Source organism: Pseudomonas sp. CFBP 13711 (assembly GCF_014842265.1).
Classification (GTDB): Bacteria; Pseudomonadota; Gammaproteobacteria; order Pseudomonadales; family Pseudomonadaceae; genus Aquipseudomonas.
In genome coordinates this window covers 194322-212156 of record NZ_JACYVI010000003.1, presented here as the reverse complement: position 1 = coordinate 212156, position 17835 = coordinate 194322, and the positions used below count along the sequence as shown (strand labels likewise).

16 protein-coding genes are annotated in these 17835 nt (G+C 61.2%); 8 read left to right on the top strand and 8 right to left on the bottom strand.

Annotated features, from left to right (window positions below; translation table 11 throughout):
- The first annotated feature begins 152 nt into the window (after nucleotides 1-152).
- Nucleotides 153-1709, top strand: a complete 1557-nt coding sequence (gene norR / locus IFT47_RS08020; RefSeq protein ID WP_192172457.1) for a nitric oxide reductase transcriptional regulator NorR — start codon at nucleotides 153-155, stop codon at nucleotides 1707-1709.
- Nucleotides 1710-2561: 852 nt separating this feature from the next.
- Here the strand turns inward: norR and IFT47_RS08015 are convergent.
- The gene (locus tag IFT47_RS08015) at nucleotides 2562-3998 is read right to left on the bottom strand and encodes an MFS transporter (RefSeq protein WP_192172458.1); all 1437 of its coding nucleotides are present in this window, start codon (nucleotides 3996-3998) and stop codon (nucleotides 2562-2564) included.
- A gap of 114 nt (nucleotides 3999-4112) precedes the next feature.
- Between IFT47_RS08015 and IFT47_RS08010 the strand changes: the two genes are divergently transcribed.
- Nucleotides 4113-5432: an Nramp family divalent metal transporter gene (locus IFT47_RS08010; RefSeq protein WP_192172459.1), complete on the top strand. Its 1320-nt coding sequence runs from the start codon at nucleotides 4113-4115 to the stop codon at nucleotides 5430-5432.
- Between the two features lie 30 nt (nucleotides 5433-5462).
- Here IFT47_RS08010 and IFT47_RS08005 read toward each other — a convergent pair whose 3' ends face one another.
- The gene (locus IFT47_RS08005) at nucleotides 5463-5921 is read right to left on the bottom strand and encodes a DUF2214 family protein (protein ID WP_192172460.1); all 459 of its coding nucleotides are present in this window, start codon (nucleotides 5919-5921) and stop codon (nucleotides 5463-5465) included.
- 353 nt (nucleotides 5922-6274) lie between these two features.
- Entirely contained in the window at nucleotides 6275-7393 is a 1119-nt protein-coding gene (locus tag IFT47_RS08000; protein WP_192172461.1) for a GNAT family N-acetyltransferase/peptidase C39 family protein, read from the bottom strand.
- 89 nt (nucleotides 7394-7482) lie between these two features.
- Here IFT47_RS08000 and IFT47_RS07995 point away from each other — a divergent pair, with 89 nt between their 5' ends.
- Both IFT47_RS07995 and IFT47_RS07990 read left to right on the top strand, forming a co-directional pair.
- Nucleotides 7483-9066, top strand: coding sequence for a RimK family protein (locus IFT47_RS07995; protein WP_192172462.1), 1584 nt, complete (start codon nucleotides 7483-7485; stop codon nucleotides 9064-9066).
- Between the two features lie 4 nt (nucleotides 9067-9070).
- Complete coding sequence (locus tag IFT47_RS07990) at nucleotides 9071-10003, top strand: magnesium transporter CorA family protein (protein ID WP_192172463.1); 933 nt, start codon at nucleotides 9071-9073, stop codon at nucleotides 10001-10003.
- Nucleotides 10004-10047: 44 nt separating this feature from the next.
- Here IFT47_RS07990 and pbpG read toward each other — a convergent pair whose 3' ends face one another.
- From pbpG to IFT47_RS07975, 3 genes are all read right to left on the bottom strand, one after another.
- Nucleotides 10048-11004, bottom strand: a complete 957-nt coding sequence (gene pbpG, locus IFT47_RS07985; protein ID WP_407073228.1) for a D-alanyl-D-alanine endopeptidase — start codon at nucleotides 11002-11004, stop codon at nucleotides 10048-10050.
- Nucleotides 11005-11335: 331 nt separating this feature from the next.
- Nucleotides 11336-11518 (bottom strand): hypothetical protein, encoded by a 183-nt coding sequence (locus tag IFT47_RS07980; protein WP_192172465.1) that lies wholly within the window; start codon nucleotides 11516-11518, stop codon nucleotides 11336-11338.
- 242 nt (nucleotides 11519-11760) lie between these two features.
- Complete coding sequence (locus IFT47_RS07975) at nucleotides 11761-12108, bottom strand: hypothetical protein (RefSeq protein ID WP_192172466.1); 348 nt, start codon at nucleotides 12106-12108, stop codon at nucleotides 11761-11763.
- 227 nt (nucleotides 12109-12335) lie between these two features.
- On the opposite strand from IFT47_RS07975, the gene IFT47_RS07970 reads away from it, so the two are divergent.
- Nucleotides 12336-13148 (top strand): shikimate 5-dehydrogenase, encoded by an 813-nt coding sequence (locus tag IFT47_RS07970; RefSeq protein ID WP_192172467.1) that lies wholly within the window; start codon nucleotides 12336-12338, stop codon nucleotides 13146-13148.
- 209 nt (nucleotides 13149-13357) lie between these two features.
- Here IFT47_RS07970 and IFT47_RS07965 read toward each other — a convergent pair whose 3' ends face one another.
- Nucleotides 13358-14047 carry a YceH family protein gene (locus tag IFT47_RS07965; RefSeq protein WP_192172468.1) on the bottom strand — a complete coding sequence of 230 codons (690 nt, stop codon included), beginning with the start codon at nucleotides 14045-14047 and terminating at the stop codon, nucleotides 13358-13360.
- 109 nt (nucleotides 14048-14156) lie between these two features.
- On the opposite strand from IFT47_RS07965, the gene IFT47_RS07960 reads away from it, so the two are divergent.
- Both IFT47_RS07960 and IFT47_RS07955 read left to right on the top strand, forming a co-directional pair.
- A complete protein-coding gene (locus IFT47_RS07960; protein WP_192172469.1) occupies nucleotides 14157-14666 on the top strand; it encodes a DUF1993 domain-containing protein in 510 nt (169 codons plus the stop codon).
- A 157-nt stretch (nucleotides 14667-14823) separates the two neighbouring features.
- A complete protein-coding gene (locus IFT47_RS07955) occupies nucleotides 14824-15981 on the top strand; it encodes an MFS transporter (protein WP_192172470.1) in 1158 nt (385 codons plus the stop codon).
- Here the strand turns inward: IFT47_RS07955 and nhaR are convergent.
- Complete coding sequence (nhaR, locus tag IFT47_RS07950) at nucleotides 15978-16874, bottom strand: transcriptional activator NhaR (RefSeq protein ID WP_192172471.1); 897 nt, start codon at nucleotides 16872-16874, stop codon at nucleotides 15978-15980. The genes IFT47_RS07955 and nhaR overlap by 4 nt on opposite strands.
- Before the next feature lie 118 nt (nucleotides 16875-16992).
- On the opposite strand from nhaR, the gene IFT47_RS07945 reads away from it, so the two are divergent.
- Nucleotides 16993-17757: a TerC family protein gene (locus IFT47_RS07945; protein WP_192172472.1), complete on the top strand. Its 765-nt coding sequence runs from the start codon at nucleotides 16993-16995 to the stop codon at nucleotides 17755-17757.
- Nucleotides 17758-17835 lie beyond the last annotated feature (78 nt).

Here is a 17835-nt window from a genome sequence, read left to right as displayed (position 1 = left end):
CAATTCGTCGATTCACGTCTGTCTGGATTAAGCGTGCTCCCAGGGGCAGCGCCAGAGGCTGACCTCGGGATGGCGCTGTCGTTTCGACTCACATCGCAGTCATAATGACTCGGCCCTTGCACCCCTTTCCCATGCCATGACCGGGAGCTTCCATGACCCATCCTTTGCTGCTGGCGCTGATTCCGCTGGTTGCCGACCTGTCCCGGGACCTGCCGGACGATGAGCGCTACCGCCGGTTGCTGCGGTCGCTGCGCCAGCTTTTTCCGTGTGACGCCGTGGCGTTGCTCAAGCGGGAGGATGAGGTGCTGGTGCCCTTGTCCGTCGAGGGCTTGAGCCCGGACACGTTGGGGCGACGATTCCGGCTGGGGGAGCACCCGCGGCTGGACATCATTCTGCAAAACCGCGAACCCACGCGTTTTTCCACCGACTGCGACCTGCCGGACCCTTATGACGGGCTGGTCGAAGGCGTGCATGGCGATCTGGAGGTGCACGATTGCCTCGGCTGCCCGCTGTATGTGCAGAACACGCTGTGGGGGGTGATTACGCTGGATTCTGTTGATCCGGCGCGCTTTGGCCGGGTTGATCTGGGCGATCTCCAGGCGTTCGCCAGCCTGGCGGCGGCCACCGTGATGGCCAGCGAGCGGATCAGCCAACTGGCGCGCGGCTTTGAGGATCAACGCCACTTGGTCGAGGTGTACAAACGTGCCGCAGGCGGACGCGGGCCCCGGGAGCTGATCGGCCAAAGCCCGGTGCACAAGCGTTTGCAGCAGGAAATCCAGTTGGTGGGCAACAGCCCGCTGACGGTCTTGATTACCGGCGAAACCGGTGTGGGCAAAGAGCTGGTCGCCGAGGCCATTCACCTGCAGTCACCCCGGGCACGAAAGCCGCTGATCAGCCTCAACTGCGCCGCGCTGCCGGAGCTGTTGGTGGAAAGCGAGTTGTTCGGCCACGTCAAAGGGGCGTTTTCCGGCGCGGTCAGTGGGCGCAGCGGCAAATTCGAGCTGGCCCACGGCGGTTCGTTGTTCCTCGATGAGGTGGGTGAGCTGCCGCTGCCGGTGCAGTCGAAGTTGCTGCGGGTGTTGCAGAGCGGCCAGTTGCAGCGGGTCGGGTCTGATCAGGAGCATCGCGTGGACGTGCGCATCATCGCCGCGACCAACCGTGATCTGGCGGAAGAGGTACGCGCCGGTCGCTTCCGCGCGGATCTCTATCACCGCCTGAGCGTTTACCCGTTGGTGGTGCCGCCGTTGCGCGAACGGGGTCGCGATGTGTTGCTGCTGGCGGGGTATTTTCTGGAGGAGAACCGGGCGCGGATGGGGCTGCGCAGTTTGCGCATGAGCCCGGCGGCACAGGCGGTGCTGTTGGCGTACCCATGGCCGGGGAACGTGCGGGAGCTGGAGCATCTGATCAGCCGCGCGGTGCTCAAGGCGCTGTCGGGGCACGGCGAGCGGCCGCAGATTCTGACGATCGAAGCGGAGGTGTTGGGGCTTGATGAGTTGCGGGTGGCGGCACCTGCTTTGGCGCAGGTGCACGGCGCCATGCCGGTGATTCAGCCGGGGGAGGGGTTGAAGGAGGCGGTGGACGGGTTTCAGAAGCGGTTGATCAGCGAGGCGCTGGAGCGGCATCAGGGGAAATGGGCGGACGTGGCGCGGGAGCTGGGTGTTGATCGGGCTAACCTCAGTCGCCTGGCCCGGCGACTGGGGATTCGGTAGGTTTTTTCGGATCAAGATCCTTAGGATCAAGAGCGTCTGCCTGGGGGCAGACTGTTTCGCCTTCGGCGAGTTACTTGGAAAAGCACCCCAAGTAACCAAGGGTGCTTGCTCCCGGTTTGGCCCTTCGTTCCTCAGGGTTCCTTCACTCCGGTCTCGCTCCGTGGGCCCGCCGCCATCCGCCATCCATGGCGGGGGGCGGCTCTCGCGGCATCCATGCCGCTCGGCCCACTGCGCGAAACCTGCGTTCAGCCTGCACCCAAGTCGCGTTTTGTGTCGTTTGAGCCTTTTGCGTATGAAGATCAAGATCAAAAGCAGATCAAAGGCTTCCCGGCTAAAGCCAGTCCTACAGGAAACCGCGTGCATTCAGTGGGACCGGCTTTAGCCGGGAAGAGGCCAGCCCAGCCGCCAACAATCTTGCTGACTGTACCGCCTACCTGTGGGAGCGAGCTTGCTCGCGAATGCTTTATCTCAAACACCAGATATCCGATGGATGTACCGGACCCTTCGTGAGCAAGCTCACTCCCACAAGTCCTTAGCCCTTGATCTGCTTTTGATCTTCAAACACAAAACTCCCAGACGACGCCAATCGCGACTTGGGTGCAGGCTGAACGCAGGTCTCGTGGAGTGGGCCGAGCCGCATGGATGCGGCGAGAGCTGCCCCCCGCCATGGATGGCGGATGGCAGCGGGCCCACGGAGCGAGACCGGAGTGAAGGAACCCTGAGGAACGAAGGGCCAAACCGAGAGCAAGCACCCTTGGTTACTTGGGGTGCTTTTCCAAGTAACTCGCCGAAGGCGAAACAGTCTGCCCCCAGGCAGACGCTCTTGATCTTCTCTCAGCCGCACCGCGAACCCTATCGATGAGCAATATCTTCGAGCGCCAGATTCCGGGTCTTCGGCCCAAACCCGCCAATCGTGATGATCACAATCAACATACTCATCACAATGAACGTCAACACCCCTGGCGTGCCAAAGTGATCCAGGAACAATCCGATCAACAAACTGCTGAACACCGTCGACAGACGACTGAACGAATAACAGAACCCCACCGCGCGGGCGCGGATGTTGGTCGGGAACAACTCACTCTGGTACGAGTGATAACTGAAACTCAGCCACGCATTGCAGAACGTGATCATCACCCCGCAAAAAATCAGCCCCGCCGCCGTCTTCTGTTGCGCGAACAGCGTGCCGAAGATCATCGAGCCCAACGCCGAGCCGACAATCTGCCATTTGTTCTCGAACCGGTTGGCGAATTTCACGAACAACAGTGGCCCGAGCGGATAGGCGAGGGTGATCACGAAGGCATACGCCAGACTGTGGGTCACGCTCACGCCCTGACCCGAAAGCAACGCAGGCAGCCAGTTGCCGAAACCGAAAAAGCCGATCGCCTGGAACACATGAAACACAATCAGCATCAGCGCGCGACGGCGATAGGGCGGTTGCCAGATGTCGGCGAAACGGCCTTTGCCTTCGACCGCCACATTATGGGTTTCCGGTTCGTCCAGGGCCTGACCGTGGTCCTTGATGCAGCGGGCTTCGAGGTCGTCCATGATCTTTTCCGCCTCGCTGAAGCGGCCGTGTTGCGCCAGCCAGCGTGGTGATTCCGGCAGGCGCGAGCGCAGCCACCAGATGAACAGCGCGAACACGGCGCTGGCCAACACCACCCAGCGCCAGCCGGCGATGCCGAACGGGTCCTGTGGCACCAGCCACCAGGACATCAATGCCACTGAAGGCACCGACAGGAACTGCACGAAAAACGCGAAGGCGAACGCCGCGCTGCGCATCCGCTTGGGCACCAGTTCCGAGAGGTACGCGTCGATGGTCACCAGTTCGATGCCCAGGCCGATGCCCACCAGAAAGCGCATGCAGATGATGCCCAGTGCGGAGGTCTGTATGCCCATCAGCACCGTGGCGACGGTGTACCAGATCAACGCGAAGGTGAAGATCGCGCGGCGGCCGTATCGGTCGGCGATCGGGCTCAGCAGGCTGGCACCGAGGAACAGCCCCAGAAAGGTCGCCGACGCGAACGCTGCCTGATCGGAAAAGCCGAACACGCCCTGCGCCCCGGTGGCGAACAGCCCGTCGCGGATCAGGCCGGGGCTGATGTAGGCGGTCTGGAACAGATCGTAAAGTTCGAAGAAGCCGCCAATGGACAGCAGCGCCACCAGTTTCCAGATCGTGGCGACGGCGGGCAGGCGGTCGATGCGGGCGGAAATCCGCGCCGCGCGTATCGGGTCGAGTCCGTCCTGGGTCGGGCGGGCGTTATCGGGGCTGTCAGAAGCGGCATGCATTATTGTTTTTTCCGGATCGGTGAGACGCAGCATGTTAGTGCCCCAGAGATTCAAGACAAAACATTTCTGCGCGTTTAAGCTCCGGGGCTGACCGCCACCACGTTTCGGATTCCCGTGAAGTACAAACTCCCGACTACTGCCACCGCGCCATTTTGCCCGTCGGCAACCACCGACAGCGTCGCCATTCCCGCCAATGCGTCTTTCCTGCGCAAGCTGATGCTGTTCGTCGGCCCCGGCCTGTTGATCTCCATCGGCTACATGGACCCCGGCAACTGGGCCACCGCCATCGAAGCCGGCTCGCGCTTCGGTTATTCGCTGCTGTTTGTGGTGGTGCTGGCAAGTCTGTCGGGCATGGTGCTGCAAAATCTGTGTTCACGCCTGGGCATCGCCACCGGCCGCGATCTGGCGCAGCTGTCCTCCGAGCACTACAGCCGCCGGGTCGGCATGGGCCAGTGGATTCTCGCCGAACTGTCGATCCTGGCGACCGATCTGGCGGAAGTGCTGGGTGCCGCGCTGGCGTTTCACTTGCTGCTGGGGGTGTCGATTACCACGGGGGTGGCGCTGACGGCATTCGACACGGTCATCGTGCTGGCTTTGCAGGGCGCCAATTTCCGCCGTCTGGAAGCCATTGTGCTGGGGCTGATCGCGACCATCGCGACGTGCTTTTTCATCGAGCTGGTGCTGATCAAACCGTTCTGGCCGGACGTCGTGGCGGGGCTCAAGCCGTCGTGGGAGATGCTGAGCAATCAAGAGCCGCTGTACATCGCCATCGGGATTCTCGGTGCGACGGTGATGCCCCATAACCTGTACCTGCATTCATCGGTGGTGCAGACCCGGGTCAATGGCACCTCGACCGAAAGTAAGGCCAGCGCCATTCGTTACGCCCGGGTCGACACCATTGCCTCCTTGAGCCTGGCGCTGATAATCAATGCGGCCATCCTCATCCTGGCGGCTGCCGCGTTCCACGGCACTGGCCACACCGATATCGTGGAAATTCAGGACGCCTACCACCTGCTCGATCCGCTGGTGGGCGGCGCCGTGGCCAGCGTGTTATTCGGTGTCGCGCTGCTGGCGGCGGGGCAGAGCTCGACGTTCACCGGGACCATCGCCGGCCAAGTGGTGCTGGAGGGGTTTCTGAAAGCCAAGATCCCGTGCTGGCAACGCCGCCTGGCGACGCGCGGGCTGGCGCTGATTCCGGCGTTCGTCGGGGTGATCTGGTTTGGCGATGGTGCGGTGGGCAAGATGCTGGTGCTGAGCCAGGTCGTCCTCAGCCTGCAGTTACCGTTCGCACTGTGGCCGCTGATCCGCTTCACCAGCGACCCGCAATTGATGGGCCCGTTCGCCAACAGCCGCCTGACCAAAACCCTGGCCTGGGGACTGTTCGGACTGATCTCGGGCGCGAACCTGACCCTGATGTTTTTCTGGGTGACCTGACCGCTGGAGGTCTGGGCATCGGCTCAGGCCTCAGCTCAACAAGATTCCCCGCGCCATACCCGTGGCGGCGATGACGATGATGACCATCAGCAGCGCCTCCATATGGCTGATTCGCGCGAACCGCCGGGACAGGGACGTATCAATCGTCTGGTTCTTCTTGAACGCGATGCGCCATTTGATCAGCGCGAACATCGGCACCACTTCCAGCGCCAGCATGGCCACGAACGCCGCCATTTTCAGGTGAAACAGTGGCTGATGCAGGTAGTAGTACGAGCCTTTTTCCAGCCCGCCGAACGCCCGAAACGCCCCGGTGATCAGCAGAACCCCTGCTGAGACGCCCCAGATATTGTCGACCACGAAGACATCCCTGAACGATCGCGGATCATCCGTGCGCAACCGCCGCAACGCCCGTCCCCTCGCCAGCACCGCCGCTATGGCAAAACCGAACGCCAGCAGGTGCAACGCAGCCAGTACCCATTTGATGAGCATGTTTCAACTCCCCCGAGCGATGTGCAAAGCAAGCGTCAACGGTTCAAGCTTAGCGGGTCGTTGGCGTTACGCCCTGATCGATCAAGTGGGAAAAGAAAAATAATCCGTCGGGGCGTCGCTCATCATTTCTGCGGGTGCTTGCCCTCGCGGTGCGGATGAACAAAATCAAAGTAGAACGCCGACACGCCAAACAGCGCAATCACCGAAAGAATTATCAAACCGATTACCGAGTTATCCATCACGCTCATCCAGTAAGTCGCCCAAAGGCCGAGCGACTATTCATTCCTTTTGCCGGTGCAACTGCAATCAATACGACGGGATCTTTACGCAAACGGCGCCTTGCCTGACGCCGTTTATATAGGCGCCTGCCCCTGGGGATAAAGAACCACCGCCGCGCGAAGTTTGTCGGCGCCAAAGCAACTCATGCCGGCGAACTCTTTGTGGCTGACCGGCATGTATTGGCAGTCCATGGCCTGACGCTGTTGGCTGTGATCGATATCGGGGTCGTGCAAATACACGAAGTCATCATCGCAACCGGTGACCAGCACCCAGTGGGGTGCCTTGGAACGGGTCAACCGATAGCTGCTGATCAGCACCAGCGCCAGGCCGTTGTCCTTTTGCAGCTGCCAGAGATTGAGCGGCGCACTGCCCAGTTGACGGACCGTGCTTTCAGCCAGCTCGCGGCTGAATTCCTCATGCACCAGGCGCATGACTTCTCGCTTTTCTTCGCTGCGCACTCCAGCCAGAAACAAAGGCCCGCGCACCGACACCTGCAGGCCGACCTCGAACCCCCGGCGCAGCGCGGCAAGCGCCAAACCTTGCGGGCTGCAACCGCCGTGGCCTGAAGTCATGAACACCGTGGTCGCTTCGCGCCAGATCTGCAGCTCCTCGTGACGCTGCATAGCGCGTGGCGGTTGCAGGGCTTTCATCGCCATCAACAGGCACGCCGGGCCGCAGCTGAAGTCCAGGGTTTGCGGGTAGTAGGGCACGTGACGGGCAACGCCGGTGGCGTGTTCGCGGATGCGTTTTTCGTAGCGCAGCGCCGGGGCGTGGTCTTCGTAGTAGTCGTCAATGCGGTCGAACAGGCGATAGCCGTTGCGCTCGTACAAGCGAATCGCCGGGGCATTGTCCGGGCGGACTTCGAGCCGCAAATAGGCACACTCACGCTCAAGGGCATGTTGTTCGGCCTGGGCCAGCAGTTGCTGTCCGAGGCCCTGGCCCCGGGCATCGTCGCTGATCGCCAGGGAGTAAAGCCGGCCCAGGGACGTGCCGCGATGGAACAGCACCAGCGCGTAACCGGCCAGGCGTTGATCGGCCTGATCGCATAGCGCGACGATCAATCGCGCATTGGCCCGCGTGACCATCCAGTGAAAGCTGCGCGCATTCAGGCGATCGGATTCGAAGCACTGGTTTTCCAGCACCAACAGTTCATCCACATCGGCAGGCTGGGCGAGGCGATATATAAAGTTCATGTCCGACACCGTAAAGAGTGAGTAACGAAACGGGACATTTCTACAAAGCCATGTTTTATAGAAAGGACTGTTTCCCGAAGGATCAACTCATGAATGCGGTGCCGGTGAAGACCGACGAAGTATCAGCACAACCTCAGCGTTCGGCAACTTTTAATGTCAATCCGCTGAAACCTGTTTCAACCCGAAGCCAACTGTTGATTGTCGTGGAGCGGCTTGAAGACTGGTCGTCTTACTTGCCCAGCGAACACTTGATCAGCGCCCAGGACTACCTGGAAAATCCGCCCCAGAACACTGCCGGTCAGCGGGTGCAGGTGATCAACCTGTGCCGCAGTTACCGTTACCTGGGTCACGGTTATTACTGCTCGCTGCTGGCCGAAGCCCGGGGTCACCACGTGATTCCGTCGGTGAAAACCATCAGCGAGCTGACCCGCAAATCCCTTTACGGCCTGGCCCTGGATGACCTCGACAAGCGCCTCGAACACGCACTGCGTGACCATCCGTATGACGAAACCGAAGGCTTCACCCTGAGCCTGTATTTCGGTCAGACCGATCTCGCTCCGTTGCAGGACCTTGCCCGTCAACTGTTCGAGGCGTTTCCGGCGCCGATCCTGCTGGTGGAGTTTCGCAAGCGCGACAACTGGCACATCGTCGGCATCAAAACCGGCGCCTTGACCCGCCTGCGTGATCACCAGCAGGACCAGTTCGCTCAGTCTCTCGACAGTTTCAGCCGCAAGATCTGGCGCCAGCCCCGTTCCCCCCGCACCTATCGCTACGACCTGGCGATCCTGCATGACCCGCAGGAGGCGTTGCCGCCGTCCAACCGCAAGGCGCTGGATAATTTCATCCGCGTCGGCCAGCAACTGGGCGTGGACGTCGAGCTGATCGAGAAGAAGGATTACTCGCGGCTAGCCGAATACGACGCGCTGCTGATCCGCGAGACCACCAGCGTCGACAACCACACCTACCGCTTCGCCAAGAAGGCCGAGAGCGAAGGGTTGGTGGTGATGGATGACCCGGCGTCGATCCTGCGCTGCACCAACAAGGTCTACCTGACCGACCTGCTCAAAAGCCACAAGCTGGGCATGCCGGCCACGGAAATCCTTTACAAGGAGCGACCGGATGACTTGGAGCACGTCGCGGCAAGGCTTGGCTTTCCGCTGGTGCTGAAAATCCCCGATGGCTGTTTTTCCAAGGGCGTGATCAAAGTGCAGGACGCGCAGCAATTGCAGGAAGCGGCGCGGGAACTGTTTGAGCATTCGGTGCTGTTGCTGGCCCAGGAATACCTCTACACCGAATACGACTGGCGCATCGGCGTGCTCAATCGCAAACCGGTGTTCGCCTGCCAGTACTTCATGTCCAAGGGGCATTGGCAGATTTACAACCACAAGGCCATCGATGCGGAAATCAACGGCGAGTGCCGCACGCTCGCGGTTCACGACGCGCCAAAGGCCGTGGTGGATCTGGCGGTGAAGACTGCCAACCTGATCGGCGACGGGCTGTATGGCGTCGACTTGAAGCAGTCCGGCGATCGCGTGGTGGTCATCGAAGTCAACGACAACCCCAACCTCGACGCCGGCATCGAAGACGCCTGGCTGCAGGACGATCTGTACGCGCTCGTGCTGGAAGAGTTCATTCGCCGCCTCGACATCAAACGTCGCGGTCTGGCGGGTTAGGCCGGTGATCAAGGGCCACCGCCTGGAGGCGGGCAGGTTACGGGAATGCGCCGAAGCCGAAGCCAGCGTGCTCTGGTTCAGCGACCCGGACGCCGCCGAAAAGACGCTGCTGCTGGAGCGCTTCAACCTCGACGACCACGCTCTGGCCTCGGCGCTCGACCCCGACGAGGTGTCGCGCATCGAGTTTCATCCGGACGCGCTGTTCATGATCTGGAAGCGCCCGGAAAACTACTCGGGCAAGGACACGTTTTCCTTCGACGTGTCGTCGTTCGGGGTGCTGCTCAGCCCCCATCACATGGTGCTGATCTGTGCCGACAGCAAGCAGATCAGCGACCTGGGGCAGCACCGGCCGATGCACACGCTGCTGGACGTGTTGCTGGAGGTGCTGTTCCATAACATCCATCATTATCTCGGTCACCTCAAGGTGATAAAGATGATCGCCCGGGAATTGCAGCAGCAGTTCAATGCGTCGATGGACAGCCGCCATCTGGTGCAGATGTTCAACCTCAGCGAAAGCCTGGTCTATTACATCAACGCCATCGACAGCAACGGCTCGGTGCTGACGCGCCTGCGCAATCACGCCCACAAGCATCAGTTTTCCGGCGACAGCCTGGCCCTGATCGAAGACATGATTATCGAGAACGAGCAGTGCCACAAACAGGCGAACATCTACTCCACGGTGTTCGCGAGTTTGATGGATGCGCGGGGCAATCTGGTCAACAACAACACCAATAACCTGCTGCGCAAGCTGACGTTGATCAACGTGGTGTTCTTGCCATTGAATCTGGTGGCGGGGATTGGCGGGATGTCGGAATACAGCATGATGACCACGCCCATTGCGTGGTGGATCAGCTACCCGGCGTTGCTGGTCGGCATGGCCGGGCTGGGCGTGGGGATGGTGGTGATACTCAAGCGCATGGCGCGGGCGAGTCAGTGATCAGCGGGAACCCGGCGGGTTCCCACTGAACGTTGCGCGACGTCTTATTCCGACGCCTGCAAACCCTTCTGCCTCATCACCTGATTCTTTTCTTTCTTGTACTGCAGCGCGACTTCCGGCGCCGGGCCGCTCTTGCCGGTTTCCATCCACAAGCGCATGCGGCTGGCATCGGCGAAGTGGGTGTATTTGCCGAAGGCGTCGAGAATGACCACGGACACCGGACGATTGGCCATGCTGGTCAACAGCACCAGACAGTGACCCGCCTGGTTGGTGAAGCCGGTCTTGGTCAGCTTGATGTCCCAGTTGGATTTACGCACCAGATGGTCGGTGTTGCTGAAGCCGAGGATGTAATTCGGCTTGCGGAAGGTCACGGTTTTCTCCGGCGTGGTGCTCAGCTCGCGCAGCATCGGGTAGTTGCGTGCGGCCAGGGCCAGCTTGGTCAGGTCCCGCGCGGTGGAAACGTTGTACACCGACAGGCCGGTGGGCTCCATGTACACGGTGTGGTTCATGCCCAGTGACTTGGCCTTGGCGTTCATCGCTCGGATAAACGCCGGATAGCCGCCCGGGTAGCTGTGGGCCAGACTCGCCGCTGCGCGGTTTTCCGACGACATCAGGGTGATCAGCATCATGTCGTGGCGGTTCAGCTCACTGCCGAGCTTGACCCGGGAGAACACGCCTTTCATTTCGGCGGTCTGGGAGATGTCGACCTTGATCATCTCGTCCATGGGCAGCTTGGCGTCGAGGGTGACCATCGCGGTCATCAGCTTGGTCACCGAGGCGATCGGCACGACGATGTCGGGGTTACTCGCATACAACACCTGACCCGTTTGCAGGTCGGTGATCATGGCGCTGCCGGAGGCCAGATGAAGATTGGCCGGGTCGCGATTGAACGCCGCCGGCTCTTTCGCCAGTGCGGTGGTGGAAAATGCGGCAGTGGAAAGTGCGCAGCCTGTAAGTGCAAATAATAGGCCGATGACGGTTGGGCGAATTTTCAAGAGCAAAGCTCACTAAAGGATGGAAATAGCGTGGAACGTCGGACTTTCTTCAAGCACGACAACAAGTTCGGCGCATTTTAGGAGCAAGTTTCTGAAGTTGTCGATGGGGCGGTGCGGGGTTTCGCTAATAAAGCACCGTTGTATAGGTCAGGTTCAGGTGGCGGATCCAAAAAGCCTGTATTTAAACGGGTCGAATTGCCGATTATGGCCTGGCTGTTAAACGGCGCTGCGCCTCAACATCGGATCGTCACGCAAAAAAAAGCCCGCGTCATTAAAGAGGCGGGCTAAAGGGGTGTGCGGAGCAACGCACGATTCACAGGGAAGAGCGAATAAGGGGTTAGCTGTTGAGTGAGCGGCATTCAAGTTGCTGCGACAGGGCCTGCGCCGCTGGCAGTGAAGGCAAAGGACCACTGACGGGTTCGCCGTTCTGCATCAGGTACCAGCACGCCAACAGACCGCGCTTACGAAGCTGAGGGGGAACTGCGCTGCCGACAACCGACATGATTTGAACCTTGGTCATAAGTGCCTCCAACAATCTATGGCGCTACTTTAAGGCCCGACCGGTTGATGCAGAAATCACCGCTCTCGATAGTCGTCATTGATGAGCGGGTAGGGACAGTGATGGGGACACGTGCGCAAAGCGGTGCTGCGGTCCGGCATCAATACCCCTGAAACAAAAACCCCGCCGGGAAGGCGGGGGCTGTGTTGGGTGAGGGCTGGCGACCATGAATCGACAGCCCTGTGCTCAGGAGCAAACCGCTGTTACCAGCGACCGCCACCGTGGTAATAGCCCGGTGGTGGGCCGTAATAACGTGGCGGGCCGTAGTAACGCGGTGCGTAGACGACCGGGCGCTCAACGACATAAGCCGGCTGGTAGTAAACCGGCGGTGGAGGCGGTGGCGCGTAATAAACCGGCGCCGGGGCCGCGTACACGGGAGCGGGTGCTGCGTAAACCGGCCCGGACGCCACTGCCGCGCCGACAACACCGCCGACGACCGCACCGATCACGGCGGCTCCACCCCAGCCCGGGCCGCCGCCATGGGCTTCAGCCTGGCCTGCGAGGGCGAGGGCGCCTAACAACAAGGCAACTTTGGGGATCTGACGAATCATGACTGTTCCTCGGTGTTCAGTCCCGTTGTCGCGAGCCTGCGTTACGCTCAGGCACTGCCACGGGATAACTTCTCAGACAACGGTTTCGGAAATATCTGCGAGGCCGTTGCGTAAATTTTGTGTAAGGTATTCGACACTTTTAATGACAATGGCTTTGCCACTTTCGGCGGAGCGTCGCGATTCTACGCCTTTCCCCAGGCGTCTTCTAATACCACTCGGGAGATTTCATGTTGGTAACTGCCAGTAAGGAAACGCTGTTGTGCATGTCGCTGGCCGGACGCCCGGGCAACTTCGGCGTGCGCTTCCACAACCACCTGTATCAACAGTTGGGCTTGAACTTCTATTACAAGGCCTTTTCGCCGAACGACCTGCCCGCAGCCATTGCCGGTATGCGGTCATTGGGCGTTCGCGGGTGCGGTGTGTCGATGCCGTTTAAAGAAGCCTCTATTGCACTGGTCGATGAACTGGACGCGTCTGCCGACGCCATTCAATCCATCAACACCATCGTCAATACCGATGGCCATTTGAAAGCCTACAACACCGATTACATCGCCATCGCCCAACTGGTCGATACCCATGAAGTGCCGCGCACCCGCTTTGCCTTACGCGGCAGTGGTGGCATGGCCAAGGCCGTCGCCTGTGCCCTGCGTGACGCCGGGTTTACTGACGGGCTGATCGTGGCGCGCAACGAGCAGGCGGGCAGGGCGCTTGCGCAGACCTGCGGCTTCGCGTGGCAAGCCGAACTGGGCAGCGAGCGCCCACCGCTGCTGGTCAACGTCACCCCGCTGGGGATGGCTGGCGATCAGGCCGATGCGCTGGCCTTCGACGTGTCCGCCATCGAACAGGCCGACACGGCGTTTGACGTGGTCGCCACGCCGGCGCGCACGCCGTTCATTGTCGAGGCCGAGCGCCTCGGCAAGCGCCTGATCACCGGTGACCAGGTCGCGGCGATACAAGCGCTGGAGCAGTTCATTCTTTACACCGGCGTGACGCCCACCGAGGAGCAGTATCAGGCAGCGGCGGGGTTCGCGCGGGGTTGATGCTTGCGCTTGGGTAACGCCAGGATGTGCTTGACTACCGATCTTCAGGCAGCACGCTGTCGCGCGGCAGACGGGGGACATGTGGGAGTGAGCTTGCTCACGAAGACGGTATATCCGCCGCTGCACATGCAGTGGATGTACCCGCCCCTTCGCGAGCAAGCTCGCTCCCACAGGTTTTGCACCAGGCTTAGGATTCCTCGGAGCCGCTCTCAACCTTCCAGCAATGCCAGCCGCTCTTCCAGGGCGGCGATGCGGGCTTCGAGGGCTTCGATTCTCTCCGCCATCGCCGAGCTGCCCGCGCTGCCTGAATGGCTGCCGCCGCTATTGCGCTCTGCCGGATGCGCGCGGGCGGCAAGCATTGTCTCCCTGTCAGCCGGATCACCTAGCGCATGCATATAGCGGTCTTCGCGCTGGCCTGCCTGTTTCGGGATCAACACCGCCAGCCCTCGGCCAATGAGCCGGTCAAGCTGATGCAGCACTGCGTCGGTGTCTTCGAAATCGTGCAGGCGGTTGCTGCGGGTCAACAGCTCGTTGATGGTTTGCGGGCCTCGCAGCAACAGCAGGCCGGTCAGGATGAGTTGCGCCGGCACCAGCTCCAGGGTTTTGTCGACGCGGTGTTCCCAGCGGTCCGCCCGGCTGCCCATGACCAGACGCGTCAGTTGCAGGCTTTCCAGTGCGCGCAGGCTCTGGCCAACCTGGCCGGGCGTGAGGTTCATCACCGGCTCGCGACTGGTCTTCTGGTTACAGGCCAGCACCAGTGCGTTGAGGGTCAGGGGGTAGGTCTCGGGATGGGTCGCCTGCTTCTCGATCAGGCAGCCCAAAATACGCACTTCGGTGCCGCTCAGCTGCAGCGCATCCGAGGCTTCAACGGTGTTTTCGGAATCCAGCTCGTCAGACATGACCCATTCCCCAAGCGTTGAAAAGGCTATGAGGGTAGGGGCTGGATGAGGTAAAAGACAAGCCGCGTTCGCGTCCGCCTCCGTGCGACTCATTTCCCCAGGAACTGCCATGACCCTTTCTCTTTACGCCGCTTCGATCCCTGTCTTCAAGCAAATGCTCACTGCCCTCAGCGCCGTCCTGGCCAAAGGCGAAGCCCACGCCACCGCCAAGAACATTCAGCCGGATGCCCTGCTGCAGGCGCGTCTGTTCCCTGACATGTTCCCGCTGGTGCGTCAGGTGCAGATTGCCGTTGATTTCGCCAAAGGCGCCGGCGCACGACTGGCAGGTCTTGAGCCGCCGAAGTACGAAGACACCGAAACCACCTTTGCCGATCTGCAAGCGCTGCTGACCAAAGTGCTGGCGTTCCTCGACACCATCAAGGCCGAACAGGTCGATGGCAACGAAGCGCGGGAAATCGTCCTGCGCCCTGGCACCGATAAAGAAAAGCGTCTGAGCACCCAGACCTACCTGCTGCATTACTCGCTGCCGCAGTTCTTCTTCCACGTCACCACCACCTATGACCTGCTGCGCCACAACGGCGTGGAAGTCGGCAAGCGCGACTACATGGGCGCTTACTGACAGGCCTTGCTGCCCGGCTCTGCTCGGGCAGCGACACGTATTTCGTCGGGCGCCTGGCTCCCAGGCGCCCGGCGCTGTTACCCTCCGCGTCCTGATTCAAGCCACATCCGATCGACCGCTCCGCGAGGACCGGTCGTTTTGTCGTTCTGGAGATTTCATGTTTTTCCCCATCTACCTGCTGTCGGCTGCGGGTTTTACCGTGCTGACCACAGAGTTCGTCATCGTCGGTCTGCTTCCCGCCATCGCCCGCGACCTGGCCGTCACCATTCCCCAGGCCGGCTTGCTGGTCACGCTGTTCGCCTTCACGGTGGCCTGCTTCGGACCGTTCCTGACCGCGTATTTTTCGCGCTTCGAGCGCAAGCGCCTGTTCATTTCGGTGCTGATCATGTTTGGCGTCTCCAACGCCGTTGCCGCGCTGGCGCCCAACATTTGGGTGATGGCCGCCGCGCGGCTGATCCCGGCCCTCGGGCTGCCGGTGTTCTGGGCCCTGGCCAGCGAAACCGCCGTAGACATCGTTGGCCCTGACCACGCCGGCCGCGCGATTGCCAAGATCGGTTTCGGTATCGTCTGCGCCACGGTGTTCGGTATCCCCGTCGGCACCTTGATCTCGGACGCCATCGGCTGGCGCAGCGCCTTCGCCGTCCTCGCGGTGATGGCGTTCGCCAAGGCGCTGCTGCTGTACATTTACCTGCCCCGCAGCGTGCACAAGGATCAGGCCTCGTTCCGCAGCCAGTTCCGCATTCTGCGCAGCCCGTTGATGCAGGGCCACGTGCTGCTGTCAGTGCTGGTCTTCAGCGGCATGTTCACCGCCTACACCTACCTGGCGGACATGCTCGAACGCCTCGCCGGTTTCAACGGCACGGTGGTCGGCTGGTGCCTGATGGGCTTCGGCGCGGTGGGCTTGCTGGGTAATTCACTGGGCGGGCGGCTGGTGGATCGCCACCCACTGATCGCCAGCCTGACCTTCTGTACCTTCATGATCGGCGGCATGGTCATGGTGGTGCCGAGCATGCACTCCCTGCCTGCGCTGGCCCTGGCGTTGGCCGTGTGGGGCGCAACCCAGGCGGCGCTGTTTCTGGTCAGCCACGTCCGCTTGATGAAAGCCGCGCCACAGGCCCCGGCCTTCGCCGCCTCGTTGAACATCGCCGGCGCCAATCTGGGCATCGGCATAGGCGCAATCATCGGCGGGCGCGTGATCGATCATCTGGGCCTTGGCAGTGTGGGCTTCGCGGCGGCTGGCATCATTCTGCTGTCGATTCTGCTGGCCCTGCTGCTGATGACCGTCCGCCCAAACCCCGCAGCCTGCGACGCCTAGTCCGGGAACAACTGGTGGCGTGCGCCTTCGGTAATCGCGACGATGCCGGGGTGCCTGACCTTGCGCTCGACCGAGATCGCGTAGAACGACTCGGTCACGGCATCGGTATGGCCGATCAGCTCGACGTCGTATTGCTCGATCACTTCATCGGCGATCACGCTTGGCGCAATGAAAATCCCGCTGCCGGATTTGCCGAAGGCCTTCATCAGGGCGCTGTCGTCGAACTCCCCGACGATTTTCGGCTGGATATTCTGCTCGGCGAACCAGCGCATCAGGCGACTGCGCACCACCGTTTGCTGTCCTGGGACCAGCAGCGGCGCGCCTTGCATGCCGTGGGGGAAGTTCTCGCCGTACAGGGCGGCGAGGGCGCGGGTGGCGAAAAAACTCACGCCGCATTCGCCCAGCTTCTGGCTGTAGCCTTTAATGTCCAGATGAGAGGGCATCGGGCTGTCGGAAATCACCAGGTCCAGGCGCTGAATGGCGAGGTCGGCCAACAGGCGTTCGAGCTGGTCCTCCCGGCAACTGATGCGCACCAGCTCATTGAGCGCCATGCTCGGCGCGATGAGCCGGTAGACAATGGATTTGGGCACGACATCGGCGACGCCGACGCGGAAGAGAATTTGCTGTTCGTCGGGCTGTGCGCGCAACACCGCTTCGAGCTCGCCACCGAGCTGGAACATCTGCTCGGCGTAGGGCAGGGCGACGCGGCCTGTTTCGGTCAGCTCCAACTGGCGGCCGACACGCTTGAACAACTCGACGCCGTAGGTCTGCTCCAGCAGGCTGATTTGCCCGCTGATGGTCTGTGGCGTGAGGTTCAATTGCTCGCAGGCGCGGACGATACTGCCGGTTTTGGCCACGACCCAGAAATAATGCAGCTGTCGGTAATTGAGCATGGGCGTCATCACTTCGGGAAAACCGAAGTATACGCTTGAAAAATACGAATTTTACTGAAGTGTTTCCGTCCCTAGAATGCCGCCCTATCCCCTGAACTGATCCTGGACACTCGCTTATATGGAATACCTTCTGGAACTGGCTGCAAGCCCAACGGCGTGGATCGCTCTGGCGACACTGGTCGTCATGGAAATCGTGCTCGGTATCGACAACCTCATTTTCATCTCGATTCTCACCAACAAGCTGCCGGTTCATCAGCGCACCAAGGCGCGCCGGATCGGTATCAGCATGGCGTTGATCCTGCGTCTGGGCCTGCTGACCACCGTGGCGTGGATTGTCCAGCTGACCGCGCCGGTGATCGAAGTGTTCGGCCAGGCCTTCTCCTGGAAGGACATGATCCTGATCGCGGGTGGCCTGTTCCTGGTCTGGAAGGCAACCACCGAGATTCACCACAGCGTCGACGTCAAAAGCGAAGCCGAGAAAGCCGCGTCCAGCACCGTCACCCTAGGCATGGCCGCTGCGATCGGTCAGATCCTGATGCTCGACCTGGTGTTCTCCATCGACAGTATCGTCACCGCCGTTGGCATGACCGAGCACTTGCCGATCATGGTCATCGCCGTGGTGGCCGCCGTGGTCGTGATGCTGGTGGCGTCGGAGCCCCTGGCCAAGTTCATCAACGATAACCCGACCGTGGTCATGCTGGCGCTGGGCTTCCTGATCATGATCGGCATGACGCTGATCGCCGAAGGCTTCGGCGCCCACGTTCCGAAAGGCTACGTGTACACCGCCATGGCGTTCTCGGCTCTGATTGAAGTGCTGAACATGCTGGTTCGTCGGTCGCGCCAGCGCCGCCTGGACGCCGAAGCGCAGGGCCAGAAGGTCTGACGCCTGGATAAGCTTCGCTCGCCGATAAAGAGCGAAGCAGCACAAAAGCAGGGCAATAAAAAACGGTCGGGAATGGGA